General features: G+C 64.9%; 27 protein-coding genes. 21 read left to right on the forward strand and 6 right to left on the reverse strand.

All coding sequences use genetic code 11. The features are described 5' to 3' along the window. The first annotated feature begins 47 nt into the window (after window positions 1–47). The 6 genes from FJ490_RS00370 (at window position 48) to FJ490_RS00395 (ending at window position 4,438) form a co-directional block, all read left to right on the forward strand. Complete coding sequence (locus FJ490_RS00370; RefSeq protein WP_140497664.1) at window positions 48–776, forward strand: GntR family transcriptional regulator; 729 nt, start codon at window positions 48–50, stop codon at window positions 774–776. Beyond that, window positions 777–1,274, forward strand: a complete 498-nt coding sequence (locus tag FJ490_RS00375; protein ID WP_224706122.1) for a DUF3830 family protein — start codon at window positions 777–779, stop codon at window positions 1,272–1,274. A 1-nt stretch (window position 1,275) separates the two neighbouring features. Next, on the forward strand, window positions 1,276–1,635 hold the full coding sequence (locus tag FJ490_RS00380; protein WP_140648998.1) for a TIGR04076 family protein: 360 nt from the start codon (window positions 1,276–1,278) through the stop codon (window positions 1,633–1,635). Further along, window positions 1,632–2,687 carry an aldo/keto reductase gene (locus FJ490_RS00385; RefSeq protein ID WP_140728086.1) on the forward strand — a complete coding sequence of 352 codons (1,056 nt, stop codon included), beginning with the start codon at window positions 1,632–1,634 and terminating at the stop codon, window positions 2,685–2,687. The genes FJ490_RS00380 and FJ490_RS00385 overlap by 4 nt, the downstream gene beginning before the upstream one ends. Then, on the forward strand, window positions 2,684–3,115 hold the full coding sequence (locus tag FJ490_RS00390) for a DUF4440 domain-containing protein (RefSeq protein ID WP_140555557.1): 432 nt from the start codon (window positions 2,684–2,686) through the stop codon (window positions 3,113–3,115). The genes FJ490_RS00385 and FJ490_RS00390 overlap by 4 nt, the downstream gene beginning before the upstream one ends. 63 nt (window positions 3,116–3,178) lie before the next feature. Then, a complete protein-coding gene (locus FJ490_RS00395; protein WP_140562039.1) occupies window positions 3,179–4,438 on the forward strand; it encodes an ABC transporter substrate-binding protein in 1,260 nt (419 codons plus the stop codon). 108 nt (window positions 4,439–4,546) lie between these two features. Here FJ490_RS00395 and FJ490_RS00400 read toward each other — a convergent pair whose 3' ends face one another. Next, on the reverse strand, window positions 4,547–6,208 hold the full coding sequence (locus tag FJ490_RS00400; RefSeq protein ID WP_140728087.1) for an alkaline phosphatase family protein: 1,662 nt from the start codon (window positions 6,206–6,208) through the stop codon (window positions 4,547–4,549). A gap of 131 nt (window positions 6,209–6,339) precedes the next feature. Here FJ490_RS00400 and pcaD point away from each other — a divergent pair, with 131 nt between their 5' ends. Next, entirely contained in the window at window positions 6,340–7,164 is an 825-nt protein-coding gene (gene pcaD / locus FJ490_RS00405; protein WP_140520927.1) for a 3-oxoadipate enol-lactonase, read from the forward strand. Here the strand turns inward: pcaD and FJ490_RS00410 are convergent. The 3 genes from FJ490_RS00410 to FJ490_RS00420 are packed head-to-tail and all read right to left on the reverse strand — an operon-like array spanning window position 7,154 to window position 10,205. After that, on the reverse strand, window positions 7,154–8,017 hold the full coding sequence (locus FJ490_RS00410) for a carbohydrate ABC transporter permease (RefSeq protein WP_140497680.1): 864 nt from the start codon (window positions 8,015–8,017) through the stop codon (window positions 7,154–7,156). The two genes, pcaD and FJ490_RS00410, sit on opposite strands and share 11 nt — an antisense overlap. After that, complete coding sequence (locus FJ490_RS00415) at window positions 8,014–8,904, reverse strand: sugar ABC transporter permease (RefSeq protein ID WP_140728088.1); 891 nt, start codon at window positions 8,902–8,904, stop codon at window positions 8,014–8,016. Before FJ490_RS00415 ends, FJ490_RS00410 begins: the two co-directional genes overlap by 4 nt. A gap of 8 nt (window positions 8,905–8,912) precedes the next feature. Continuing rightward, window positions 8,913–10,205 carry a sugar ABC transporter substrate-binding protein gene (locus FJ490_RS00420; protein WP_140562043.1) on the reverse strand — a complete coding sequence of 431 codons (1,293 nt, stop codon included), beginning with the start codon at window positions 10,203–10,205 and terminating at the stop codon, window positions 8,913–8,915. Window positions 10,206–10,526: 321 nt separating this feature from the next. Between FJ490_RS00420 and FJ490_RS00425 the strand changes: the two genes are divergently transcribed. From FJ490_RS00425 to FJ490_RS00460, 8 genes are all read left to right on the forward strand, one after another. Continuing rightward, window positions 10,527–11,795, forward strand: a complete 1,269-nt coding sequence (locus tag FJ490_RS00425; RefSeq protein WP_140514572.1) for an extracellular solute-binding protein — start codon at window positions 10,527–10,529, stop codon at window positions 11,793–11,795. A 50-nt stretch (window positions 11,796–11,845) separates the two neighbouring features. After that, window positions 11,846–12,778, forward strand: coding sequence for a sugar ABC transporter permease (locus FJ490_RS00430; RefSeq protein WP_140514575.1), 933 nt, complete (start codon window positions 11,846–11,848; stop codon window positions 12,776–12,778). Beyond that, window positions 12,775–13,632: a carbohydrate ABC transporter permease gene (locus FJ490_RS00435; protein ID WP_140555548.1), complete on the forward strand. Its 858-nt coding sequence runs from the start codon at window positions 12,775–12,777 to the stop codon at window positions 13,630–13,632. Before FJ490_RS00430 ends, FJ490_RS00435 begins: the two co-directional genes overlap by 4 nt. Further along, complete coding sequence (locus FJ490_RS00440) at window positions 13,629–14,366, forward strand: PIG-L family deacetylase (RefSeq protein WP_140555546.1); 738 nt, start codon at window positions 13,629–13,631, stop codon at window positions 14,364–14,366. The genes FJ490_RS00435 and FJ490_RS00440 overlap by 4 nt, the downstream gene beginning before the upstream one ends. Next, a complete protein-coding gene (locus tag FJ490_RS00445) occupies window positions 14,363–15,238 on the forward strand; it encodes an ROK family protein (RefSeq protein WP_140497694.1) in 876 nt (291 codons plus the stop codon). Before FJ490_RS00440 ends, FJ490_RS00445 begins: the two co-directional genes overlap by 4 nt. Then, window positions 15,235–16,005: a GntR family transcriptional regulator gene (locus FJ490_RS00450; RefSeq protein ID WP_140497696.1), complete on the forward strand. Its 771-nt coding sequence runs from the start codon at window positions 15,235–15,237 to the stop codon at window positions 16,003–16,005. Before FJ490_RS00445 ends, FJ490_RS00450 begins: the two co-directional genes overlap by 4 nt. A 40-nt stretch (window positions 16,006–16,045) precedes the next feature. Then, entirely contained in the window at window positions 16,046–16,837 is a 792-nt protein-coding gene (locus tag FJ490_RS00455; protein WP_140514582.1) for an SIS domain-containing protein, read from the forward strand. 286 nt (window positions 16,838–17,123) lie between these two features. Then, window positions 17,124–18,158: a LacI family DNA-binding transcriptional regulator gene (locus tag FJ490_RS00460; protein WP_140728089.1), complete on the forward strand. Its 1,035-nt coding sequence runs from the start codon at window positions 17,124–17,126 to the stop codon at window positions 18,156–18,158. Here the strand turns inward: FJ490_RS00460 and FJ490_RS00465 are convergent. Beyond that, complete coding sequence (locus FJ490_RS00465; protein WP_140685301.1) at window positions 18,146–19,096, reverse strand: alpha/beta hydrolase; 951 nt, start codon at window positions 19,094–19,096, stop codon at window positions 18,146–18,148. The genes FJ490_RS00460 and FJ490_RS00465 overlap by 13 nt on opposite strands. A gap of 23 nt (window positions 19,097–19,119) precedes the next feature. After that, the gene (locus tag FJ490_RS00470) at window positions 19,120–20,268 is read right to left on the reverse strand and encodes a Gfo/Idh/MocA family oxidoreductase (RefSeq protein ID WP_140728090.1); all 1,149 of its coding nucleotides are present in this window, start codon (window positions 20,266–20,268) and stop codon (window positions 19,120–19,122) included. A 175-nt stretch (window positions 20,269–20,443) separates the two neighbouring features. Between FJ490_RS00470 and FJ490_RS00475 the strand changes: the two genes are divergently transcribed. Genes FJ490_RS00475 through FJ490_RS00500 form a run of 6 tightly spaced genes read left to right on the forward strand, consistent with a single transcriptional unit; the run spans window position 20,444 to window position 25,723 of the window. After that, a complete protein-coding gene (locus FJ490_RS00475) occupies window positions 20,444–21,265 on the forward strand; it encodes a sugar phosphate isomerase/epimerase (protein ID WP_140728091.1) in 822 nt (273 codons plus the stop codon). Between the two features lie 4 nt (window positions 21,266–21,269). After that, window positions 21,270–22,346, forward strand: coding sequence for a Gfo/Idh/MocA family oxidoreductase (locus tag FJ490_RS00480; protein WP_140675127.1), 1,077 nt, complete (start codon window positions 21,270–21,272; stop codon window positions 22,344–22,346). Further along, entirely contained in the window at window positions 22,346–23,167 is an 822-nt protein-coding gene (locus tag FJ490_RS00485) for a sugar phosphate isomerase/epimerase (RefSeq protein ID WP_140728092.1), read from the forward strand. The genes FJ490_RS00480 and FJ490_RS00485 overlap by 1 nt, the downstream gene beginning before the upstream one ends. Further along, a complete protein-coding gene (locus tag FJ490_RS00490) occupies window positions 23,164–23,997 on the forward strand; it encodes an alpha/beta hydrolase (RefSeq protein ID WP_140728093.1) in 834 nt (277 codons plus the stop codon). The genes FJ490_RS00485 and FJ490_RS00490 overlap by 4 nt, the downstream gene beginning before the upstream one ends. Next, the gene (locus FJ490_RS00495; protein WP_140520915.1) at window positions 23,994–24,716 is read left to right on the forward strand and encodes a ribulose-phosphate 3-epimerase; all 723 of its coding nucleotides are present in this window, start codon (window positions 23,994–23,996) and stop codon (window positions 24,714–24,716) included. The genes FJ490_RS00490 and FJ490_RS00495 overlap by 4 nt, the downstream gene beginning before the upstream one ends. Next, a complete protein-coding gene (locus FJ490_RS00500) occupies window positions 24,713–25,723 on the forward strand; it encodes an ROK family protein (protein ID WP_140555534.1) in 1,011 nt (336 codons plus the stop codon). The genes FJ490_RS00495 and FJ490_RS00500 overlap by 4 nt, the downstream gene beginning before the upstream one ends. Window positions 25,724–25,770: the final 47 nt, after the last annotated feature.

The following is a 25,770-nucleotide window of genomic DNA, read 5'->3' on the forward strand; positions in this document are numbered from 1 at the left end:
AGCCGAAAACAGGCCAGGCCGTCGAAAAGGCCAAGATCGGGAACGCCATGCAAAGGGCTGCTGTCGAGCGCACCAACGAGGTCATCGCCGCGCAACTCGCGCCGGTCGGCCGCGAGACGGTGCAGGACCGCGTCTATTCCGAATTGCGCCGGGCGCTGATTGGCGGTCTCTTCGAGCCGAGCCAGGTTCTGACCATACGCGGCCTTGCCGATGCGCTGGTCACGTCTACCATGCCGGTGCGCGAGGCGCTTGGGCGGCTGATCACGGAAAAGGCGCTGGAAGCGCTTCCAAACCGCTCGGTGCGGGTGCCGCCGATCACGCTGGAACGCATCGACGACCTCCTGCGCGCCCGTGCCCTGATCGAAGGCGAGGCAATCGCGCTTGCCGCCGCGCGCATGGATCCGCGTCAGATCGCCACCATCGAAACCATTCTCGGTGAATGGGACGAGATGCGGGCGCTGAAGCACAAGAAGGATGTCGACCGCGAGGTGACGCTCAATCAGAGCTTTCATTTCGAAATCTATCGCGCCTGCGGTTCCGCCGTGCTGATCCCGATGATCGAGAGCCTCTGGCTGCAGTCGGGACCATGCATCCGAGTTGCAATCTATGCCTTTTCCGAGGCCGGCGAGGTCGACACCGCCCATTATCATCGCAGCATCGTCGCCGCGCTTGCGGCGCAGGATGCCCAGGCCGCACGCGAGGCGCTGGTGGCCGACATCAGCCGCCCTTTCGCTTTCCTGCGCGACAAGCTGAAGTTGACGGCAAAGGCGGAGTGAATGCCTGATATGACCAGACGCATCATCAGGATCACCGAGCCGCATTCCGAGCTGTCGGTGACGGCGCAGTTGCTGCCGGAAAAAGCGCCAGAGAACGCAACGTTCCTGTGGTCTTACCTGGCCGAGCCGCGCGTCGTCGCGGGCATTCATGCCATGTGGACCGGCCCGGAAATCTCCTGTCCGATCCCCACGGCACATCTGGACGGCGAGGCCTTTGCCCAGGCCTTGCCGGCGGAGAACGCGACGCTGACGCCGCAGCCCGGCGACATCGTGCTTTCCTATGTGCCGCCGCGCATGTGGGGCGGCAACCCGCACGCGATCTTCGACATTGGCCTGTTCTACGGGCAAGGCGCGCGCCTGCTGTTTCCGATCGGCTGGCTCGCGGGGAGCGTCGTTGCGCAGGTGCTGCCTGAGCAACGCGATCAGTTCGCATCTGCCTGCGGCATCATTCGCCGCAATGGCGCCTGCGACGTCACCTTCGCGCGGCTGGAGAGCTGAAATGGCTGAACGCGACGACAGCTTCGAACTTTTCGACCTCCGCGTCGAGGCTGTCGTCCCCGAGGGCAAGCCGGTTTATTGCGGCGCCAGGCCCGGCGACTATTTCGAGCTGAAGGGCGAGATGCTGTCGATGCCGGCGGGCCAGGGATTTTCGATCTATTCCATAGCGGCCGTGCTGCCGCTGCTGGCGGCGAAGCAGCGCCCCACCCATGCCAATGACTGGATGACCTCGGATGCCGAGATCGCCTGTCCCGATCCCAATTGCGCCAGCAGGCTCAGGATCGTCAGGACCGGCAAACGGCGGTTCAGCCACGCCGAGACCACGGCGGTGCCGCTGCCGAAGGAGAGTGAGCAGAGATGACCGCCAAGACTTTCGAACTCAGCCCCGGCTACACAATCTCGCGCGTCATTCGCGGTGGCTGGCAGTTGGCCGGCGGCCACGGCGCGGTCGACCGTCAGCAGGCAGTATCTGACCTGATCGCCACGTTCGACGCCGGCATCTGGACCTATGACTGCGCCGATATCTACACCGGCGTCGAGGAGCTGATCGGAGCGGCGCGGCTGCGTCTGGCCAACGAACGTGGTCTCGATGCCGCCGCCAGGATGAGGGTGCACACCAAGCTGGTGCCGGACCTCGAGCGGCTCGCCGGCATCAGCCGCGATTACATCAGAGGCATCGTCGACCAGTCTCTGCGCCGGCTGAAGACCGAACGGCTCGACCTCGTGCAGTTCCACTGGTGGGACTATTCAGTGCCTCGCTATGTCGACGCGATGGGTTGGCTCGACGAGGTCCGGCTGGAAGGCAAGGTGCGCAATGTCGGCACCACCAATTTCGATACGCAGCACCTTGGCGAGATCCTGTCGGCCGGCGTGCCAGTCGTCAGCCAGCAACTGCAATACTCCGTCCTCGACCAGCGTCCGGTGGCGAGCCTCGCCGCGCTCGCGGCACGCAACGGCGTCAGTTTTCTCTGCTACGGTTCGGTGGCCGGCGGCTTTCTCGGCGACAGATGGCTCGGCGTCGCCGAACCGGACATGCCGCTCGAAAACCGCTCGCTGGTCAAATACAAGCTGATCATCGACGACTTCGGCGGCTGGGAGCTCTTCCAGGCCCTACTCAGTGTGCTGAAGCGGATCGGCGACCGCCACGGCGTCGACATCGCCACTGTCGCCAGCGCCTGGGTGCTCGAGCAGCCGCAAGTGGCGGCCGTCATCGTCGGCGCCCGCAACCAGGCGCATGCGCTGGCCAATGCGAAGATCATGGATGTCGCGCTCGGGACTGAGGATCGGGCAGAGATCGGCGCCGTGATCGCCCAGAGCCGCGGTCCTCTCGGCGACGTCTACACGCTGGAGCGCGATCGTCACGGCCGCCACGGCTCGATCATGCACTACAATCTCAACGCGGCCCGGCCATGAGCGCCACCACCGAAAGGCTGTTTTCGCGGGCCAGCACCGAAATCGTCGAGTTGCATCGCTTCTTCGTCGACTGGTTCGTCGCATCGCGCGCCGGCAAGGCCGATTTCAGCCGCTTCGAACGCGTCATGGGCGAAGGCCTGGCCATGGTCACGCCTGACGGCACGGTCCTCGATCGCGATGCGGTGGTCGACCATGTCCGCGCAAGCCGCGCTTCCTGCGACGAAGCCTTCGCCATCTCGATCGAGGACATCCGGCCGGGCTGGCAAACCGGCGACGCGATCGTCGTGCTCTATGTCGAGGCGCAGTTGCGAGGCGGCAAGCATAGCCGCCGTCAGTCGAGTGCGCTCTTCACCACCAATCCATCGGCGCCCAACGGCGTCGAATGGCGACATCTGCATGAAACCTGGCTGCAGATGCCGGAAAGCTGAACAGGCTCCAGACGTGAAATTTGGTTCGTGTAACTCAATTCGTGTAGCTCAAGGGGAACAACAATGAGAAAGACGATACTCCAACTCACCACCGCGCTCGCTCTCGTGACGATCGCCGGCACGGCACATGCCGCCGACTGCAAGATCACGGTCGGCCTGGTCATGGAATTGACCGGACCGGCCGGTGAATACGGCCAGGCCGGCGCGAAATCGGTCGAGATGGCCTTCCGCGACATCAACGACGCCGGCGGCGTTCGCGGCTGCGATCTGGTGACCGACACGCGTGACAGTCAGAGCCAGGGCAATATCGCCGTCGATGCGGCGACCCAGTTGGTTCAGGTCAAGAAGGTGCCGGTGATCATCGGCGGCATCATCTCCTCGGTGTCGATCCCGATCCTGACCTCGGTCACCGCACCGGCCAAGATCGTGCAGGTCTCGCCGGCTTCGTCCTCGCCGACGCTGACCGCACTCGGGCGCGACGGCAAGACGAACGGCATCTTCTTCCGCACCATCACCTCCGATGCGCTGCAAGGCGTGGCCGCCGCGAAATACGCCATCGACAAGGGCTTCAAGAAGCTGTCGATCATCCATGTCAACAATGATTTCGGGGTCAACATGGTGGCCGAATTCTCCCGCGCCTACAAAGCGCTCGGCGGCACCGTCGTCTCCGACACGCCCTACAATGAGAAGCAGTCGAGCTATGCCTCGGAAGTCACGGCGGCCATGGCCGGCGAGCCTGACGGGCTTTATCTCGTCAGCACGCCGGTTGACGGCGCCACCGTCGCCCGCACCTGGATTTCGCAAGGGGGCGTGCAGAAATTCCTGCTCAATGACGGCATGAACAGCCCGGACTTCATCGAGTCCGTCGGCGCCGACTATCTCAAGGAGGCCTATGGCACCTCGTCCGGCACCAGCCCGACCGCCTCCACCGACTACTTCACCAAGAATTACAAGGCGTTTTCGGGCATCGAACCGTCCAATCCCGCGGCCGACCGTTCCTATGATGCCGGCGCCATCGTCGGCCTGGCAATCGCCATCGCCGGCTCAGAGGATCCGGCCAAGATCAAGGACGCCATGTACAAGGCGGTCGATCCGGCCGGCGCGCCGATCTTTGCTGGCAAGGAAGAATTCGCCAAGGCGCTCGGATTGATCAAGGACGGCAAGCCGATCCGCTACGAAGGTGTAATCGGCCCGGTCGCCTTCGACAAATATGGCGACATCACCGGTCCGTTCCGCCTGTGGAAGATCGTCGACGGCAAGGTAACGACCGACGGTGAAATGACCACGGACGACGTCAACGCCCTGCAGGCGAAGCTCCAATAGGCCGCCACATCAGGCAGTCCGGCACCGATCGCTCGATGCCGGACTGCTCGCAACCCGCTCCGGCACTGCGCTCTGAAAACATGCCGTCCACAACAATGGCTGCGGGTTTCATTCTCCCGACCTGCGTGACAGCCAGCGCCTGCGTCTTTCGCGCTGTTCGGCGAGCTCGGCCTCGTCCCAGTAGCCGATCAGCACGCCGGGCTCGATCAACGGATCGAAGTGCCGCATCTTGTCGTCGTTTCCCGTCAGCCATTCCTCGGCGGCGGTGATGCGGTTGTTGGGCAGCGCCAGCCAGCGGAACAGCGCCTGCCGCAGTCGTTCGATGTCGGCCGCCGCCGATGCTTCGGTGCCGAGGTCGCGCAATTCGTCCGGATCGCCGTTCAGATCGAAGAACATCGGCGCCAGGCCCTCGCCATGGACCAGTTTGAAGCGGCCGTCGGTGATCATGTAGAGCTTGCAGTCGGCGACCGGCATAACGAGCTTCAGCCGCGCGGCATCGCCGCCATAGTCGTACTCGCTCACCGCGTGGCGCCGCCAGTTCACGTCCTGGCCGGCCAGCAGCGGCGCCAGCGACCGGCCCTCGAGAACGTGCGGCTTCGCCTTGCCGCCGAAGAAGTCGAGGAAGGTGGGCGCGAGGTCGATCATCTCGACCAGCGCATCGGACGTCGTGCCGCGCGTCGCGTCGGCCTGCCGGCGCGGATCGCAGACGATCATCGGCACCTTGGCCGCGACGTCGTGGAACAGGTATTTTTCGCCCAGCCAATGGTCGCCGAGATAGTCGCCGTGGTCGGAGGTGAACACGATCATCGTGTTGTCGAACAGGGCGCGCTGCTCCATGAACTCGAACAATCCGCCCAACTGATCGTCGATCTGCCTGATCAGGCCCATATAGCAGGGAACGACCCTTTCGCGGACCTCGTCGCGGGAGAAGTTCCTGGAATAGCGCTCCTGCTGGAAGGCTTCGAAGATCGGGTGAGGCGAGACGCGTTCTGCTTCGCTGCGCACGACCGGCTTTATGTCGGCCTTGCCGTACATGTCGTGATAGGGCGCCGGCACGATGTAGGGCCAGTGCGGCTTGATGTAGGAGAGATGCGCGCACCAGGCTTCGCCCCTTGCCTCGGCCTCCTCGATGAAGCGCATGGCGCGGCGCGTCATGTAGGGTGTTTCCGAATGCTCCTCGGGAATGCGCGCCGGCTTGTCGGCATGGACGAGCAGCCAGCCGTTGAAATTTTCGCCATCCTCGCCTTCACCGGAATTGGCCCAGTGCTCCCACGGATTGGCGGCGTCGAAGCCGTGCTCGCGCAGATATTGGTCATAGGCCGGATCGGGATCGTAGGCGGATGACGGATGCAACCCGTCGTCGCGCTCGAACGGTTCGAAGCCGCATTCGGCGACCAGCACGCCGATGATGGACGTCTTGTCGATGCCGAGGCGCTCCATGCCTTCCTCGTCGGCCCTCATATGCGTCTTGCCGATCAGCGCGCAGCGCACGCCGATCTCGCGCAGATGCTCGCCGAGCGTAGGCTCGCCGACCCTGAGCGGCACGCCGTTAAGCGTCGATCCGTGCGAGCGGACATAGCGGCCTGTATAGGCACTCATGCGCGAGGGCCCGCACACGGTCGATTGCACATAGGCGTTGGTGAAGCGCACGCCGCGGCTGGCCAGCCGGTCGATATTCGGCGTGTGCAGGGTCTGGTGTCCGGCGCAGCTCAAATAGTCGAAGCGCAGCTGGTCGCACATGATGAAAAGGACGTTGCGGCGGTCTGTCATTGGTCGTCCGTCATTGTGGTTCGCGCAAGACCGATGTGCCAGAACGGCCGATGTCCTACAACGATGCCTCAAAATATCATTTTACCCAACCAGATGCCTCATGCACTGTGGGAGCCGGGAGGGTCGAAATCGTGCCGTTCGTCACCATTGGCGGCCTTGCGCTGCACCACCGCTATGTCGAGGCGACCGGCACCGCGCGGCCGGTGATCTTCATCAATTCGCTGGGTACCGATTTGCGCATCTGGGACGATGTCATCTCGCAATTAAGCGGTGACATGCCTCTGCTGGTCTACGACAAGCGCGGCCACGGACTTTCCGATATCGGCAGCGGCATCCGGTCGATCGATGATCATGTCGACGATCTCCTGGGCCTCATCGATCATTTCGATCTCGGCAGGGTCGTGCTGTTCGGCCTGTCGGTCGGTGGCTTGATCGCGCAGCGGCTCTATACCCGTCATCCCAGCTGCGTTGAGGCTCTGATCCTGTCCGACACGGCACACAAGATCGGCACGGACGAGAGCTGGAATAAGCGTATCGCCACCGTCGAGCGCGACGGGATCGAGGCGATAGCCGACGGTGTGATGGAAGCATGGTTCACGCCCGGCTTCCATGCCGCGCGTGCGGCCGACCTTGCCGGTTGCCGCAATATGCTGACCAGGCAGGCGCTGCCGGGTTACATCGGGACATGCATGGCGGTCCGCGACGCCGACCTCACCGAGGCCGCGCGGCGTATCGCGGTGCCGACACTTTGCATGGTCGGCGACCAGGACGGCTCGACACCGCCCGATCTCGTCCGCTCGCTGGCAGCGCTGATCCCCGGCGCCCGCTTTGAAATCATTCCTAATGCCGGCCATATTCCCTGCATCGAACAGCCGGAGGCGGTGGTCGCGCTGATCCGCGATTTTGTCGCGTCGCCTCCTCCGGGGCAGAAACCTTTGAGCGCGGCTACCCCTTGATCGCCGAGCCGACGATGGAATCGACGAAAAAGCGCTGCAGCAGGACGAAGAGGATGAGCGGCGGCAGCACGGCAAGCGTCGCGCCGGCCATCACCAACCCGGTGTTGACGGCGCCTCTGTTGTAACTCAACAGCCGGCTGAGGCTGATGACGATCGGATAGGCGTCGGCGTTGCCTTGTAGCACGGTCAGCGGCCACAGATAGCTGTTCCAGTGATAGACGAAGGCAAACAGCGCCAATGCTGCGATCGCCGGCGCCACGCTGGGCGCCACGATCTTGAACAGGATCAGCAGTTCGGAGGCGCCGTCCATGCGCGCAGCGTCGATCAGATCGTCAGGCACGCTTGCAATGAACTGGCGCATCAGGAAGATACCGAAGGCATTGGCGAGGTTGGGCACGATGATGCCGGCGAGGCTGGCATTGAGGCCGATCGAGCCGACGAGGCGATAGAGCGGGATCAGCGTCACGATCGGCGGCAGGAACATGGTCGCGATCAGCACCGAGAACAAAAGCGAGCGGCCGGGGAAGTGGTATTTGGCGAAGGCGTAGCCGGCCATCATGCTGGTGATGAGGATACCGGCTGTGGTGATCGAGGCGATGACCAGGGAATTCCACATAGAACGGCCGACATTGACCACGCCCGAAACTTTCCCGTAGGCGTCGAGGCTCGGCGTGTGCGGGATCCACACCGGCGGCACCTGCATGCTCTCGGCCGGAGTCTTGAGACTGGACAGAACCATCCAAACCAGCGGAAAGGCCGACGCCACGGCCACGAGCAGCATGAGCGTGGCCAGCAGCGCCTTGCGGCCGGCGGGGCGTCTGCGCGGCAACCGGCTCGACGATCCCGCGCTCATTCCTGATCCTTCCGGTTGGCAAAGGCGAACAGAGCGCAGACCACGACGATCAGCGACAGCATCAGCATGACGGCCATGGCCGAACCCAGTCCGCCCTGCGCGCGCTCGATGCCGACGCGGCGTATGTGATAGGTCAAGACATTGGTCGAGCCGACCGGCCCGCCCTGCGTGATCAGCGCCACCGGCTCGAACACCTGCACGGCGTTGATGATGGCGATCACCGCGCTGAACAGGAGTGTGCGCCGCAGCAACGGCAAGGTGATGAAGCGGAACTGCTCGAACCGGTTGGCGCCGTCGAGTTTTGCCGCCTCGTAGAGGCTGCCGGAAATCTGGGTCAGCCCCGCAATCGCCAGCACCGTGAAATAGCCGACCTGCTGCCACACATTGAGCAGGACGATCGAGATCAGCGCCGAGCGCGGGGACGACAGAAAGGGCTGCGGGCCGACGCCGATCAGGCCGAGCATCTGATTCAGCGGCCCTTCACCAGGCGAATAGAGTTTCGACCACACCAGCGCCACCGCGATCATCGGTACCATATAGGTGGAAAACAGCACGGTCCGCAGCGCCGTGCCGCCGCCAACATCGTGCTGGTGGACCATCAGCCCGAAGGCGACCGAGAGCGGCAGGATGAGGATGACGGAAAGCGCGGTGTAGATGGAGGTGTTGATCAACGCGCCCTTGAAGTCGCGTCCGACCGATGAGGCGCCGAAAATCTCGCGAAAATTGTCGAAGCCAATGAAGGTCGCATTGGAAAAAGGCGTCTGCGTCGACCAGTCCTGGAAGGATAGCCAGACGGTGAGCAGCATCGGCAACAGGATGAAGATGCCGATCAGCGTCACGGCGGGCGCCAGCATGATGCCCGCCGAGGCACGGTACCTGTTGATCATGGTTCAGTCTACTTGGCGGCGCGCTCCAGGATCGAGGCGGCGTCCGCTTGCGCCGTCGCCTGCGCATCCTTGGCCGAGACCTGGCCATACTGCAACGCCTCCAGCGTCTGCTGCAGGGATTCCGAGAACTCCTGTCCGCCCGGCACGACCGGGAAGGGCTTGGCGTCGGCCAGCACGCTGACATAGCCCGACAGGAATTCCGAGCCGAGCTTGTCCTTGTGGGCCTCGATATCGGAGCTGCGCGAGGGCAGGATGCCCATCGACATCAATATGTCGGACATCGCCGAGGCGCCGTTCTTGCCGGATTTCGGATTGTTGAGCCAGGCCAGGAATTCCCATGCGGCCTTCTGCTCGGCCTCGCCGGCATTGCCGTTGACCACGGTCATCCAGGAATAGGAGATCGAATGCGGCTTGTCGCCGCTCGGGCCGACGGGGATTGGTGCGGTGGCGATATCCGCGAACCTGTCGCCCATGCCTGCCTTCAGCGCGCTTTCCCACCAATTGGCCATGATGATCATGCCGGTCTTGCCGGAGACGAAATTGTCGAGGAAGGGGCCGGTGGTGTTGGCGTCTGCCGTCGCCATGGCCGGCACGCTGGCGCCCGATTTGATGAGATCCTCATAGAGCTGGAAGGTCTGCGCGGCCTGCGGAGTGTCCAGCGCCGGCTTGCCGTCCTTGACCAGGTCGCCGCCATTGGAGACCAGCAGCGAGGCGAAGGGGTGGACGACGCCCGCCGCCCAGGAATTGATCATGCCGAAACCCTGCTGGCCGGCATCCTTGTTGGTCAGCTTCTTCGCCGCCTCCTTGAACGCGTCCCAGGTCTTCGGCGCAGCAGTAATGCCGGCCTGCTTGAACAGTGCCTTGTTGTAGTTCAGCGCGTAGACGTCGATCTCGTTGGGAATGCCGTAGAGCTTGCCGCCGACCGACGCGGCGCTCACCACGCCAGCGGGCCATGCTCCCTTGACCTCTTCGGCGACAGGGTCGGGGGCGGGCGCGACGAGCTTGTCGCGGGCGAGCTCAGGCAACCAGAGATCGTAGATGCCGCCGATCGTGGGACCGTCCGCGCCGCCGCCCTGGGAGCGCAGCGTGGTCAGGAGATCGCCGAAGGGAACGGCGCGCACGGTGACGCTGACATCTGGATTTGTCTTCGCATAGTCCTTGGCCGCCGCTTCCAGCAATGCGACCGTCTCCGGCGACCAATGGGTGAGATAGGAGATGTTGACCGACTGCGCCCAGCCGCTGGCGGGCAGGATGGCCAGGCTCGCGGCCAGAGCCAGTTTCGAAGTCCAGGCAAGAGACATCCTCATCCTCCCTCAGGCTAGCGATCACGATGACGTTATGACAACATGAAGCATTGGCGCAAGGGCCCGATTGCGAAAAAGCTGCGCATGGCGCTGTCCCTGATTTCTCTGCTGTCCGTTCACATACGAAATTTACGGTGGAAATACAGTTAGCTGTGAAGGAATCATGGTTGATTGGCTTAGCCCAGCCGTTCCCGGAGGGAGTGTCAGACCTCTTGCGGAGGCTGCTATGTCGTTATAATGACTTTCCTGAGGAATGACTCTCCGCGGCGTCGATAGGGCCGCGGGACGCCAAGGACAGATAAAAATGGGAGACTGGCAATGAGCATGCTTTCAATTCACCGACGCGCAGCCCTTGGCCTGATCGGCGGCCTTGCCGCCTGCGCTGGCCTGTTCACCAGCCTGCCGGCGCGGGCCGACAGCACGGTGACGCTGTGGAGCTGGCGCACCGAGGACGAAGCCGCGATGCGCCGCATCTTCGATGCCTTCGAGGCCAAGAACCCAGGCATCAAGGTCAACATCCAGTTCACGCCGGATGCCGACTACCAGAACCGCCTGAGCACGGCGTTGCGTGGCGGGCGCGGGCCCGACATCGCCCAGCTCAAGGCCTATGGCGAATTGCAGCCTTTCGTCGAGGCGGGCTATCTCGACGCGCTCGACGAGAGCGTGCCGGAACTGAAGAGCATGCCGGACGCAGCCCTTGGCGGCGCGCGTGGGCGCTCCGACGGCAAGCTCTACGGCGTGCCCTATTCGGTGCCGATGATGGGCGTCTTCTACAACAAGGATATCTTTGCCGCGCAGGGCATCGAGGTCCCCAAGACCTACAAGGATTTCGTCGCCGCCTGCGACAAGCTGAAGGCGGCCGGCATCACGCCGATCGCCACCGGCGGCGCCAACGGCTCGGCGTGGGAACTGGAGATCGGCGTCGGCGTCATCGGCCCGACCGTCTACGGCCCCGGCTTTTACGACGAGATGATGACCGGCAAGGCGACCTTCGAGGATCCGCGCTATGTCGCGGCGCTGAAGCGCTTCGCCGAGCTGAAGCCTTATTTCCCCGACGGCTTCGCCGGGATCGACTACACCACCGCCACCCAGCAGTTCATTGGTGGCAAGGCCGCGATGTTTCTTGGCGGTTCGTTCGAGAATGGCAGCTTCAAATCGCAGAACCCGAAGCTGAAATTCTCGATCTTCCCGTTCCCCGCCGACGATGCGGGGGCAAAGCTCTACACCTCGGCCTTCTCGGACGGCTCCTACGGCCTCGTCTCCGAAAGCGCGAACAAGGAAGCCGCGATCAAGGTGCTGGACTTCATGGCCTCGGCCGAATTCGCGCAAATGTTCGCCGACGAACTCGGCTGGCCGCCGGCCCGCACCGATGTCACGGTGAAGGACCCGGTATTGGCCGAGATGATGGAGATGTCGAAGAACTCGACGCCCTACCTGACGCTGGTCGGCTTCCGCTGGCAGTCGCCGACCGCCTCTTCCGTCCTGCAAGCGGAGATCATCGACATGGTCGAAGGCAACATCGCACCGGAGAAGCTGGCGGCCGACATGCAGGCCGCCGTCGCCACCTGGTTCAAGCCGAAGCAGTAAGGAGCCGGGCCGGCCGCAATGCGGCCGGCCTCCCACCGGGCAAGCCACGCATGATCGATCGTCGCCGCAAAAGCAGCCTGAAGCGAACGCAGCAGCGCATGGCCGTGCTTTTCATCCTGCCGGCGCTGGCCGTCTACGCCCTGTTCGTCCTCTATCCCTTGGCGATGTCGCTGTGGGGCAGCTTCTTCATCTGGAAGGGGCTGCGCATCACCGAGTTCGCCGGCCTGTCGAATTTTTCGCGCCTGTTCGTTTTCCCCAGTAGCGCCAGGCTCTACGGCGCGCTCTGGCACAACACCGCCTGGTTCTTCGGCATCATGGTCTTCCAGAACGGCATCGGACTGCTGTTCGCCTGGCTGCTGTTCCTGCGTGATCGAGGTGCGGCCTTCTTCCAGTCGGTTTTTTTCTTCCCCGCGGTGCTGAGCCCGGTCATCGTCGGTGCGCTGTGGCGCCTGCTCCTGGCGCCGGGCGGCGTGGTCGAATGGGCGCTGAACGGGCTTGGCCTGCACCAGGGCAGCCTGACCGTGCTTGGCAACAGCCACACCGCGCTGGCCATGCTGGTCGCCGTCGACGCCTGGAACTGGATGGGCCTGCCGGTGCTGATCTACACGGCGGGCCTGCGGCAGATTTCGGGCCAGATCTTCGAGGCGGCGAAACTCGACGGCGCCGGCAATGCGCGCATGCTGTTCTCCGTCGCGCTGCCCTTGCTGATGCCGGCGCTGGGCACGCTGACGACTTTGTCCTTCATCAACACCTTCAACCAGTTCGACATCGTCTATGTGATGCAAGGCGTGCAGGGCAATCCGAGCTATTCGACCGACACGCTGGTGACCTATTTCTACAGGCTGGCCTTCGGCGCGGAGGGCGCCGTCGGCATCACCGACATCGGCCTGGCGCTGGCGTTGGGCACCATGCTGTTCCTCATCCTCAGCGTCGGCACGCTGTTGATGCTGCGTTTCTTCGACCGCCGCACGGTGCAGCTATGAGCGCGCTGACCATGGCAGGCAATCCCGTGATCTCGCGCCGGCTTTCGCGGCTGCCCGGCTGGACGGTGCTTGCCCTGTGGACGGCGGCCGTGCTGCTGCCGCTCTACATCCTCGTCGTCTCCTGCTTCAAGTCGACGGCCGAAATCTACGACAACCGGCTCGGCCTGCCGGCAAGCTGGGCCTTCGACAATTTCGTCAACGCCTGGACGCGCGCCGACCTCGGCCACAATTTCATCAACAGCCTGATCGTCACCGCCGGGACGGTCATCCTCACCATCGTCGTCTCGGCCATGGCCGCCTATCCGCTCAGCCGTTACCGGCTGGGCTGGAACGCCATCATGCTCGGCCTGTTCCTGTCCGGCATCATGCTGCCGATAAGGCTCGCCTCGGTCGAGCTGTTCACGCTGATGCGCAATCTCGGCCTGCTGGATTCCCTGACCGGACTGATCCTCGTCTATTCGGCGATCCGCATTCCCTTCGCCGTCTTCATCTTCGCCAATTTCATGCGCGTTCTGCCCTCCGAACTCGACGAGGCGGCACGCATGGACGGCGCCGGCGAGGTCCGCATCCTGTTCCAGATCATCCTGCCGATGGTGAAGCCAGCGGTGTCGATCGTCGCCATCTTCACGGCAATCGCCGTGTGGAACGACTTCTTCTTCCCGCTGATCTTCATCTTCGACGACCGCTACAAGACCGTGCCGCTGGCCATCAGCGTCTTCGTCGGCCAGTACCGCACCGATTGGGGCCTGGTGTTCGCCTCGCTGGCGATCTCCATGGCGCCGATCCTGATCATGTATTGTCTGCTCGCCCGCCAGATTCGAGAGGGCGTAGGCGCCGGGGGAGGCATGAAATGATCGAGGACAGGATCTATGACGCCAAATCCATCCTCGTCGTCGGTGCGCATGCCTTCGATGCCGAGGTGATCGCCGGACCGCTGGCGGCGGCCGCCGTAATGAGGGGCGCCACGGTGACGTTCCTGCACCTGAGCATGGGCGAGCAGGGCCATCCGTGCCTGATCCCCGAGCATTATTGCGCCCAGAAGGAAGAGGAAGCGGGCAGGGCCGCCGCTCGCCTCGGCGTCGCCATACGCAATCTTGGCCTGCATGACGCCTTCCTGCCTTCCGACGACGAGACGGCGCTGAAACTGTGCGATGTCATTCGCGAGCTGAAGCCGGAAGTGGTCATAACCCATTGGCACGGCAGCTGGCACAAGGACCATCGCGCCGCAGCCAAGCTGACGCAGACCGGCATCTTCTTCGCCGCCCTTCCGACTGTTGCGCGCGACCATGCCGCCTTTACGCCGGGCTTGCTGCTGTTCGGCGAGAACTGGGAGGACGATGACGGTTTCCGCCCCGAGCACCTGGTCGACGTCAGCGACGGCTTCGAGGCGTGGAGCGAGGCGGTGCATGAATACGAGCTGGCGCGGGGCCTGAGCAGCTTCCCCTATGTCGATTACTACAGCGCGCTCTACCGTCTGCGCGGCTGCCTGCGCGGCACGCGCCATGCGCAGGCCTTCGCGGCGGCCTCGCATTCCTGGAACGCCGGCAGCGGTCTGTTCGCGCCACCGGCTGCCGGAGGGCGCCGATGACGCGGGTTCTGGCCATCGATCTCGGCGGCACAAATCTGCGTGCCGCCGTCCAGTCCGGCAATGTCAGCGCGCTGGAGAGGCCGAGCCGCGAACCGGCGCCGGCAAGCCTTGATGCCTTCGTCGCCCGTATCGCGGCGCTTTGCGCCGAGGCTGGCGCGGTCAAGGCGTTGGGCCTGGCGGTGCCAGGTCTCGTCGAGGGGTCGGTCTGCCGCTGGATCCCGAATCTCCCTTGGCTCGACGGTGTCGACATCGCGGCGCTGTTCCCGCAATTGCGCGTCGCCGTTGGCAATGACGCGCAGATCGCCCTGCTGGCGGAAGCCGTTGAAGGCAGCGCGAAGGGCATGTCGGATGCGATCCTGCTGGCAATCGGCACGGGCATAGGCTCGGCGGTGCTCGCCAACCACCGCATCGTCGCCGGCACGCATGGCGGCGCCTGCTCGTTCGGCTGGGCCTGCGCCGACATCAAGGACCATGGCGAGGAGCGCAGCGGCTGGCTGGAGCGCGTTGCATCGGGCCGTGCGCTTGACGCGCTTGCCGGTCAGGTCGGCCTTGCCAGCGGCCGCCAGCTGATCGCGGCTGCCCAGGCGGGCGAACTCGCGGCACAGACCTTGCTCGAGCTGCCGGCGCGCCGGCTGGGCACCGCGCTTGCCGGCGCCGTCGCGCTGCTCGACCCCCAGGTGATCCTGGTTTCCGGCGGCCTTGCCGATGCGCTTGACGTCATCGGACCGCCGCTGCTTGCCGCGCTGCGGCGCCAACTGCCGCCGCATCTGCGCGGCATTTCTCTCAAGGCTGGCGCGTTCGGCCCTGGCGCAGGCCTGGTCGGTGCGGCAGTGGCCGGGCAGGCCGGAAGCGGGTGGAGACAGATCCGATGAGTGAAGCCAGTTTTCAGCAGCCGGATCGCAGAAGGCCCGAGCCGCTCTGGTATCAGGTCGAGGAGGCCATCCGCGCCATCGTCAAGAGCGGCGAATGGGCGACGGGCGACCAGATCCCGGCCGAAGACCGGCTGGGCGCGCTGTTCGGGGTCAGCCGCATCACGCTGCGCCACGCTTTGCGCAATCTGGAGGAAAGCGGATTGCTGCGCCGCGAACACGGACGCGGCACCTTCGTGCGCTCCACCACGCTCGTCGCCGGCACCCGCGAACTGACGAGCTTCACTCAGGAGATGGGCAATATCGGCGTCGTTGCCGGCTCGCGCCTGCTCGATTGCAGCCTCACCACCGCCAATGCGGCAGCGGCCGGCGCGCTGGAGATTGAGGAGGGTGACCCGGTGGTGCGCATCCGGCGGCTGCGGCTCGGCAACAACGAACCGATCGGCATCCAGACGGCGCAGCTCTCAGCCGCACGTGTGCCGGGCTTCCTCGACGCCGGCCTGCTGCAGGGATCGCTGTACGAGGCGCTGGAGCGCCACTACGGCATCGTGCCGGTGGCGGCGCGCGAGAATTATCGCGTCGGCGCGGTTGGCGCGGCGGATGCCGAGCTGCTCGATCTGCCGATCGGCAGTCCGGCTTTCGTGGTCGAGCGTATCGCCACCGACGAGCGCGGTCCGTTCGAGTTCACCGTCTCCATCATGCGTGGCGACCGCTACGAGATACGCTCGACGCTGCGCGCCGGGCGCGTCCCGTCAAATCCGCGAAGCTGATCCATCATCACCCAAGCAGACACTTAACAGGAGTACCCACGTGTCCGACCTCTACATTCACCGTCTCGCCGCCCTCATCGACCAGGCAGCGAAAACCAATGAAGCGGCCTTTGCCCAGGCAGCCAGCCGCTTTGCCGACTCGCTTGAAGGCGGCGGTCTGATCCATCTCTACGGTTCAGGCCATTCGGTGCTGCCGGTGCAGGAAGTGTTTCCGCGTTACGGCAGCTATGTCGGTTTCAACCCGCTGACGGACCCGCGCGTGATGTGGCACAATGTGCTCGGCGCCGGCGGCGTGCGTGAGCTGCTGTGGCTGGAGCGCACCGAGAAATACGCCGAAAAATTCCTGGATCATCAGCCGCTCAACAAGGGTGACTCCATCATCATCTTCGGCCACAGCGGCCGCAACTCTTCCGGCATCGATACGGCGCTCTATGCCAGGAAGCGCGGCATCTTCGTCGTTGCGGTCACCAGCAAGAACAATCTCGACAAGCCCGCGACGCACTCCTCCGGCAAGCGACTGGCCGACGCGGCCGATCTCGTCATCGACACCTGCTCGCCGATCGAGGATGCGATCGTGCCGGTCGAGGGCTGGAGCCGTCCGGTGTCGGGCTCGTCGACCGTGCTCGCCATGATCCTGGCGCATGAGCTGGTCGCGCGTACCGCCGAGCAGCTCGCCAAGCGCGGCATCGAACTGCCGGTCTTCGCCTCGCCGACGATCGCGGGCGTGACCCTGCACGACACCGATGTCATCTACGGCGTCTACCGCGAACGCATGCTGGAAGCGCAGAAAAAGCACCTGCCGGCCTTCCAGGCGACGATGCGGGGCGAATGATGTTCGGGGGCGGGAGGCGTCGCGGACGCCTCCCGCCCATGGATGCGCCCAATGCGAGCTTATCATCGTCGATGCAAGACCGGGCCTATCCCCTTGGCTTCCTTCTGAAGCTCCAGTGCCGCTTTGAAAGCGTCAATAAATAATTTGACGCGCGTAATGACTCTGCGATCCATTGGGAACCGTTAAAACTTGACTGGACAAGTTCGGTCGAGCATTGCTGCTTCCAGGCAACGGCCGCGTGACTGGTGTCGGCCGGGGCGGCGAGGGCAAGGGACCCTGAATATCGATGGCGGAAAAGACGCACCGCACGATGGATGACTTCGCCCGGGCGTGCGGCGTGTCACGGCCGACCCTGTCGAAATATTTCGATGATCCGGCAAGCGTCAAGCCGGCGACGCGCGCCCGCATCGAGGCCGCGCTTCGCTCCTCGGATTATCAGCCGAACCTCTTCGCCCGCAATCTCAACCGCAAGCGCACCCGCAATGTCGGCATCGTCGTGCCGGCGATCACCGATCCGTTCTATGCCGAGATGGTCAGCCGCATTGAACTGCGCTGCCGCGACGAGGGTTTTTGGCCGATCGTCATCTCCTCGCACGGTTCGCCCAGGCTTGAGTCGGAATCGGTCAAGACGCTCACCTCGCTGAAGGTGGCCGGCGCCATCGTGGCCCCGCTGGGATCGGTCTCCGAGCCAGGCGTCTTCGAACGGATGGGCAAAGACATCCCGATCGTCTATTTCGACACCTATATCGAGGGTGACACGCCCTTCGTCGGCAACGACAACCACCAGAGCACGTCGATCATGGTCGATTATCTCTGCCGGTCCGGCGAGCCGCCGGTGTATGTCGACATCCCGCACGTCAACCACAATTCGGGCGAGCGACTGCAAAGCTATATCGAGACGATGCGGGCCGCCGGCCTTGAGCCTGTCGTCATCAACGCGGCGCGCGACTACACCTGGGACTTCGAGCGGATCGGCCATGAATGGATGGAAAGGACGCTCGACAAGGGAGGCCTGCCTGGTCGCACGATCCTGTGCGCCAATGACCGGCTCGCCTTCGGCATCATGTCGGCCGCTTTCACGCGCGGGCTGAAGATCGGCCGCAAGCCCGATTGCGACTTCCGTGTCGCCGCCCATGACGACCACCCGTTGAGCCGCTACACCTGTCCGCCGCTCACCACCATGGCGCAGGACTTCGCCGCAATGGCCGGCCGCAGCGTCGAGATCCTGCTGGCCTTGCTCGACGAGGCCCGCCCGCCCGCGCATGACCTCGTGCGAAACGTCAAGCTCGGCGCGACCCTGGTGATGCGTCAGTCGGCCTGAGCGCGCGTCTGCAATTGGAGCCAGGCCGCGGCCTCGCTCATCGCTTGCCGCGCGGCGAGAATGTAGCGGCCCATCGAGACGAAGCCGTGGATCTGGCCCGGCCAGTGCCGCAGGACCAGCGGCACCCCTTCAGCAAGCAGGCGTTCGCCATAGGCGGTCCCTTCATCGGCCAGGATATCGTGACCGGCGGTCACGACAAACGCCGGCGCCGCGCCTGCAAGGCTCGGTGCCAGCAGCGGCGAAACGCGCCAGTCCTTGATGTCGTCCGGGGTGCGCACATAGTGGTCGCGGAACCAGGCCATGGTGGCGGCGGTCAGTCCAAAGCCGTTGCCGAAACGGCGGTAGCTGTCCGCCGTCTGGCGGGCATCGGTGTTGGGATAGATCAGGATCTGGGCGGCAAGCGGCGGTGCTTGCCCATCGCGGGCGAGCAGTGCCAGCACGGCGGCAAGATTGCCGCCGGCGCTGTCGCCGGCAACGGCGATACGGGCAGGATCGATGCCGAGCTCCCCGGCGTCTTGCGCGATGAAGCGGAGCGCTGCCGCGCAGTCTTCGAGCCCGGCGGGGAATTTGTGCTCTGGTGCCAGTCGATAATCGGGGCAGACGACGAGGGCATTGGCCAGATTGGCCAGCCAGCGGCAGATCTCGTCATGCGAATCGAGATTGCCGATGACCCAGCCGCCGCCATGCAGATAGAGCACGGCGCGCGCGCCGGTTCGCGGTGCGCCGATGCCGCGATGGATGCGGATCGGGACCGGGCCGTTCGGTCCGTCGATCTGCCGCTGCGACGTCGCCGCGACCGGCTCACGTTCGCCTTGCTGCGCCGGGAACGAAGCATTGTAGGCGGCCCGCGCCGCCGCCACGCTGCCGTTCTCGAACGGCGCACCGCCGGCCGCGCGGCCGATTTCCAGGGCACGCAGAGCATCAGGATCGAGCGTCATCGCAATCTCCGTCATGATTGCATCTAGGCGAGCAGGCCGCGCGCCTCGTCCTCCGAGAGTAGGGCCGGCTGGACGACGTCGCCAGCGATGTCGACCGGGCTTTTCATTTCGCCGGAGCGCAGGATCGCCTCCATGATCTCCAGCACATGCAGCGCCAGATTGCCGGACGCCCGGGGCGTGGCACCTGTCGCGAGCGAACGCACAAGGTCGGCGACGCCGAGCATGCGATAATTGGCGCGGTCGGGCGCGGCATAGGGCCAGTTCCGGGCGCCGTAGAGTGCGCCCTCGCTGGGGAAATCCTTCCACTCGGCGCCGCGCTCGGACAAGGACACGGTGCCGCCGAACGTGTCGGGGTCGGGCAGGCGCAGCGAGCCCTCCGTGCCGTGCAGTTCGATCGGATGGTTGGAGTGCTTGAAGACGTCCCATGAGGCGCCGAAGGTGACTGTCGCGCCTGACCGGAATTCGAGCAGCGACAGCACGTTGGTCGGCGTGCCGACCTTGAAGGTCGTGTTCTTGAACGGTCCCTCGGCTGATATCAGCCGCTCCTGCTGGCCCAGCGTCGCCATTGCCATGACGCGTTGGACGGGACCGAGCAAATTGACCAGCATGGTCAGATAGTAGGGGCCCATGTCGAACACCGGGCCGCCGCCCGGCTGGTAGTAGAATTGTGGGTTGGGGTGCCAGTGCTCCATGCCGCGGCCCATCATGAAGGCTGTGCCGGTCACGGCGCGGCCGATGGCGCCATCGTCCATCAGGCGGCGCGCCCGCCGGCCGGCGGCGCCGAGGAAAGTGTCGGGGGCCGAGCCGAGCAGCAGCCCCCGCTTGGCCGCCTCCGACACCAAGCGGCGCCCGTCGCTGGCCGAGGTCGCCAGCGGCTTTTCGGTAAACACATGCTTGCCCGCCGAAAGCGCCGAAAACGAGACGTCGAAATGTGCCGCCGGGATGGTCAAGTTGAGGACGAGATCGATCTCGGGATCGGCCAGCATCGCATCGACGCCGAGCGCACGAATGCCATATTCCTTGGCGCGCAAGGTAGCCATGTCGGCCGAGATGTCGGCGCAGGCGCGCAGCTCGATGCCGCCGAAAAGCGCGGCATTGCGCAGGTAGGTCATCGAGATGTTGCCGCATCCGACGACGCCGATCCCAAGCTTCGTCTTCGATTGTCCGTGCATTTTCTTGTCGTTCCTCCGATGCGGCCACGCTCTGCCCGATCCGTTGCCCGCCAATGGATCATTCCTCGCAGCCGCTATACAACATATTGAATATTGACGCGCGTAAAATTTTTATAGACCATGCGAAACCCAGGGGCGCCAAGGAAACCCAGGGCGGCGTCAAGGAATGAACGACATGACGAAGACGAAGCTCAAGGTCGGCTGCCAGACCTTCACCTGGGAGATGCTCGGCAAGGCCTGGACCGGCGGCCCCAACGATCTCCTGAAGGCGATCGCCGATGGCGGCTATGCCGGCATCGAGATCACCGACACCATGATCGGCCGCTATGCAGGCAAACCGACGGAGTTCGCCGCGGCGCTTGGAGCATCCGGCCTGACGCTGGTCTCCTTCGCCTTCGGTTCGAAAAGCGGGTTCACGCTGAAGGACGAGATCGGCGCCGACCTCGAAGCCGCGAGGCGCTGGATCGATTTCGCTGCCGCCTTCCCAGGTGCGCTAGTCTCGATGGGCTCGGCGACCGTCGTCTCCAACGGCTCGCGCGACGACAAATTCGCTATCGCCGCGGAGGTCTACAACAGGGCCGGCGAGATCGGGCGAAAGGCCGGCGTCCAGGTCGCAGTGCATCCGAGTTCGCACCACAACACGCTGCTGTTCGACCGCGCCGACTACGACGCGATCTTTGCCTTGCTCGAACCCGACCTGGTCGGCTGGGTGCCCGATACCGGCCACATATTGCGCGGCCACAAGGACATGGCCGATACGCTTACCACCTACCGCGACCGCATCCGCTACATCCATCTGAAGGACGTCGACGCCAAGGGCGATTGGGCGATGCTGGGTAAAGGCGTCTGCGACATCCGTGAAGTGATCGAGATCGTCGGTAGGGCACCGCGCTTCAACGGCTGGCTGGTGCTTGAGGAAGAATCCGACACGGCCGCCGCCGATCCTGCCGGCGCGGTCAAGACCAACCGCCAGACGATGCGCGGCTACGGAGCCTGAGACGATGATCAGGAAACAGGACAGGCGCCTCAGGGTCGGCGTGCTCGGCTGCGGCCCCATCGCGCAGTTCGCGCATCTGGAATCCTGCGTCAAGGCAGGCAATGCCGACCTCTACGCCATCTGCGACGCCGCACCCGACCTGCTCGCCCGCATGGGCGTCAGCTATGAGCCGCGGAAGATGTATGCCGACTATGACGAGATGCTCGCCGATCCGGAGCTGGAAGCGGTCATCGTCGCCACCTCGGACGCCTATCACGTGCCGATGTCGATCAAGGCGCTCGACGCCGGCAAGCATGTGCTGTGCGAAAAGCCGATCGGAACTTCGGTCGAGGAAGGCGAGGCGCTGGCGGCGGCGGTGAAACGCTCCGGCAGGATCCTGCAGGTCGGCCACATGAAACGCTTCGATCCGGCGCTGGAGGCGGCGCGCGACTTCGTCCGCGACGAAATGGGCGAGGTGCTGGCGCTGAAGGCCTGGTATTGCGATTCCACCCACCGCTACACCAACACGGATGCGGTGCAGCCGCTGCCTGTCACCAGCAAGCTGGCGAAGAAACCGTCCGGCAATCCGAAGGCGGATCTCCGGCAGTATTTCATGCTGGCGCACGGCTCGCATCTGGTCGATACGGCCCGCTTCCTCTGCGGCGAGATCACGGCCGTACGCGCCCGTCTCAACGAACGCTTCGGCGCCTATTGCTGGTTCGTCGAGACCGAGTTCGCCAGCGGCGCGCTCGGCCATCTCGATCTCACCGTCGCCGTACGCATGGACTGGCACGAGGGTTTCCAGCTCTATGGCGAGAACGGCTCCGTCATCGCCAAGACGTTCAATCCCTGGTACTTCCGCGCCAGCGAGGTCGATATCTTCCATGAGAAGGACGCGACCTCGCGAAAACCGCTCGGCGCCGACGGCCATTTCTTCCGCCGCCAGCTGGAAGGTCTCGCCGACACGGTGCTGAACGGCGCGCCGATGCGCGGTGCCAATGTCGAGGACGGCATTGCCTCGATCCGCGCCATGGTCGCCATTGCCCGCTCCGTCGAGACCGGCGAGCGGATCGAGCTCGCTTCGGTCTCGGGTGCGGTCTGATGCGTCTCGGCATCTTCGCCAAGACCTTTGCGGGCACCGAGCCGGCTGTTGTGCTGGAAGCAGTGCGGCAGGCGGGCTATGAGACGACGCAATTCAATCTCGCTTGCGCCGGCCTGCCGTCGATGCCCGATGCGGTGCCTGACGCAGCCATTTCGGCCATTCGCGCCGCCGCCCGATCAACAGGCGTATCGCTCGCCGCCCTGTCAGGCACCTACAACATGGCGCATCCAGACAAGGCGGTGCGCGACGATGGTCTTTGCCGCCTTGCCGTCGTCATCGATACAGCCGCCGCCCTCGACATTCCGCTGGTCACGCTCTGCACCGGCTCGCGCAATGCAGCCGACCAATGGGCCTATCATCCCGACAACGCCACACCGGCCGCCTGGTCCGACATGGCCACTGAGATGGAAAAGGCGCTGGCGCTGGCCGAAGGGGCAGGCGTCGATCTCGGCATCGAGCCCGAACAGGCCAACATCGTCACCTCGGCGAAGGATGCCACCCGCTTGATCGCCGACATGGGCTCGAAGCATCTGAAGGTCGTGCTCGATCCGGCGAACCTGTTCGAGCATGCGACGCCGGGCGAGGCGCGCGCCATCGTCGCGGCGGCGATCGACGAGGCCGCTGCCCATATAGCCATGGCGCATGCCAAGGACCGGCATGCCGACGGCCGCTTTGCCGCAACAGGGGAGGGCATTGTCGATTTTCCGGATTTCGTCGCGCGGCTGAACGCTGTGAAATTCGATGGCCCGCTTGTCACGCACGGACTGTCGGCCGACGAAGCTCCCGCCGTTGCCGCCTTTCTGCGCCGCCTGCTCCGATGAGCGTCGCACCGACGACCATGCTTCGCGACGATGCGGCGCTTCGTGTCTTCGACACGGAGCAAGGCAGGCTTCCCGTCGTCTTCCAGCACGGTCTCGGCGGTGACGCCGCCCAGGTGGCGCAGAGTTTTCCCGACGGCCCGTCGCGACGCCGGCTCACCGTCGAATGCCGGGCGCAAGGCGGCTCCGGTGCCGGCCATAAGCGCCCCTTTTCGATCGCCATGTTCGCCGACGACGTGCTGGCCGCCGCCGATGCGGCCGGCATCGAACGCTTCGTCGCCGGCGGCATCTCGATGGGTGCGGCGATCGCGCTGCGCCTGGCCGTCCGGCATCCCGAGCGCGTCACCGGCCTGGTGCTGGTCCGTCCGGCCTGGGCCTTCGACGCGGCCCCTGAAAACATGCGTCCCTATGCGGAAGTGGCCGAGCTCATCCGAAACCGTCCGCCGAACGAGGCGCGCGCCGTCTTTGCCGCTTCGGCCACGGCCGCCCGGTTCCGCGCCGAGGCACCCGACAATCTGGCTTCCCTTCTCGGTTTCTTCGAGCGCAACAATGCAGCGGACTTCGCCGAAATGATGCAGGCAATCGCTGGCGATGGACCCGGCGTCTCGCGTGGCGTGGCCGGCTCGCTCGCTGTCCCCACACTGGTCATCGGCAGCGGTACCGATCTCGTCCATCCGTTGGCGATTGCGCGCGAACTGGCGAAGACAATCCTCAACGCGATCTTCACCGAGGTGACACCGAAGGCCACCGACAAGGATCGCCACTTCGCCGAAATCCGTGCCGCGATCGGCGGCTTTCTCGATAAAAATTTCAACAACCAGGACCAGTCATGATCTCGAAACTCCTTTCAGGCCCGGCCGCCATCGCCGCATTGCCGCGCGATCGTCTGATCGCCGAATTCTCGCTGTGGTCGGCCGATCTCGCCAATTTCGAGAGCGACCTCAGGCGCATCGAACCCTATGTCGATCTTCACCACATCGATGTCGCTGACGGCCACTTCGCGCCGTCCTTCCTGTTCTTTCCCGATCTGGTCGCTCGCATCGCCAAGCTGACGGCCAAGCCCATCCATGTCCATCTGATGGTCGACGGGACAATCGTCGGGGAACAGACGCGCCAATTCATCGAGGCCGGCGCCGACATGATCAGCGTCCATGCCGAGAATGGCGAAGCAGGATTGCGCGCTGTGCGGCTGGCGCGCGAACTTGGCGCCGAAGCCGGCGTCGTGCTGCGGCTGGAAACGCCGGTCGAAGCGGTGAGGCCCTTCGTGTCCGAAGTCGCGTTCGTCACGCTTCTGGGAACCGCGATCGGCGTCAAGGGGCAAGGCCTTTCGGAGAAAGCCTGCGACAGGTTGGTTGAGGCCCGCGCCATCCTGCGCAAGACCGGACGCGAGGCGGACGTGGTTCTTGCCGCCGACGGCGGCATCCGCCATGAGACCGTGCCGCTGCTGCGTGCCGCGGGTGCCGAGACCGTGGTTCTTGGTTCGCTCGCCTTCGGTGACAAGGATCTGGCCGGCCGCATTGGCTGGCTGCACGGGCTGAAAGTCGCGGCATGAGCAACGAGGCCGCTCTCGCGATCGATCTGGGCGGCACCGAGCTTCGTGCCGCCCTGGTCGACCGTGATGGCAAGATACTGGCGTTCGCGGCGGTGCCGACGCAGGCGCAGGCCGGTCCCGAAGTGGTGATCGGCCAGATCGAGGCTCTCGCCGCGACCATCCATGCCGAGGCGCCGGCGCTCGCCATCCTCGGTGTCGGCGTCGGCGCGCCGGGACCGCTCGATCCGCTGGCCGGCATCGCGGTCGGGCCGCCGACGCTTGCCGGCTGGCTGGACGTGCCGCTGGCCGACATCCTCGAGCGGCGGCTCGGCCTGCCGGTGCGGCTGGAGAACGACGCCAATGCGGCAGCGCTCGGCGAGTGGCGCTTCGGCGTCGGCCACCGCGCCCGTTCGCTCGTCTTCGTCACCGTCTCGACCGGCATCGGCGGCGGCGTCGTCGTCGACGGGCGCATCCTGCATGGCCGCCGGGGTCTTGCCGCCGAGATCGGCCACATGACCATAACCAACGAAGGCGAGCGCTGCATATGCGGCGTCGTCGGCTGTTTCGAGGCCATCGCCTCGGGCACCGCGCTCGGCCGCCGCGCCAATGCCGCGACGTCGGCCTTCGACGGCTCGACGCTGCGCCGCCTCTCGGCTAATGCCGAGGTGACGGGCCGCCATGTCGTCGATGCAGCGCGGCTGCAGGACGATCTCGCCCTGGCCCTGCTCGAGGAGGAAGCGCGCTGGCTGGGCGTCGGCTTCACCAACCTCCTGCATCTCTATTCGCCCGACGTGCTGGTCGTCGGCGGCGGCATCGCCAATGGCCTCGATCTGATGGCTCCGGCAATAGAGGCGACAATCCGCCAGCGCGCCATGCGCGCCTATCGCGACGTGCCGGTGGTTCAGGCCCAGCTCGGCCGCCACGCCGGGCTGATCGGCGCGGCAAGCCTTGTCCTGTTCGCCGATGGCACGGCCCGCCTGCCTGTCGACGGGCCGAGCAGATATCCCGGACACGAGGACGGACACTGATGGTCGAGGTCAAGCTGCGCGGCGTGCGCAAGTCCTGCCGCCTCACG

The organism is Mesorhizobium sp. B2-5-11, from assembly GCF_006440835.1.
GTDB lineage: Bacteria > Pseudomonadota > Alphaproteobacteria > Rhizobiales > Rhizobiaceae > Mesorhizobium.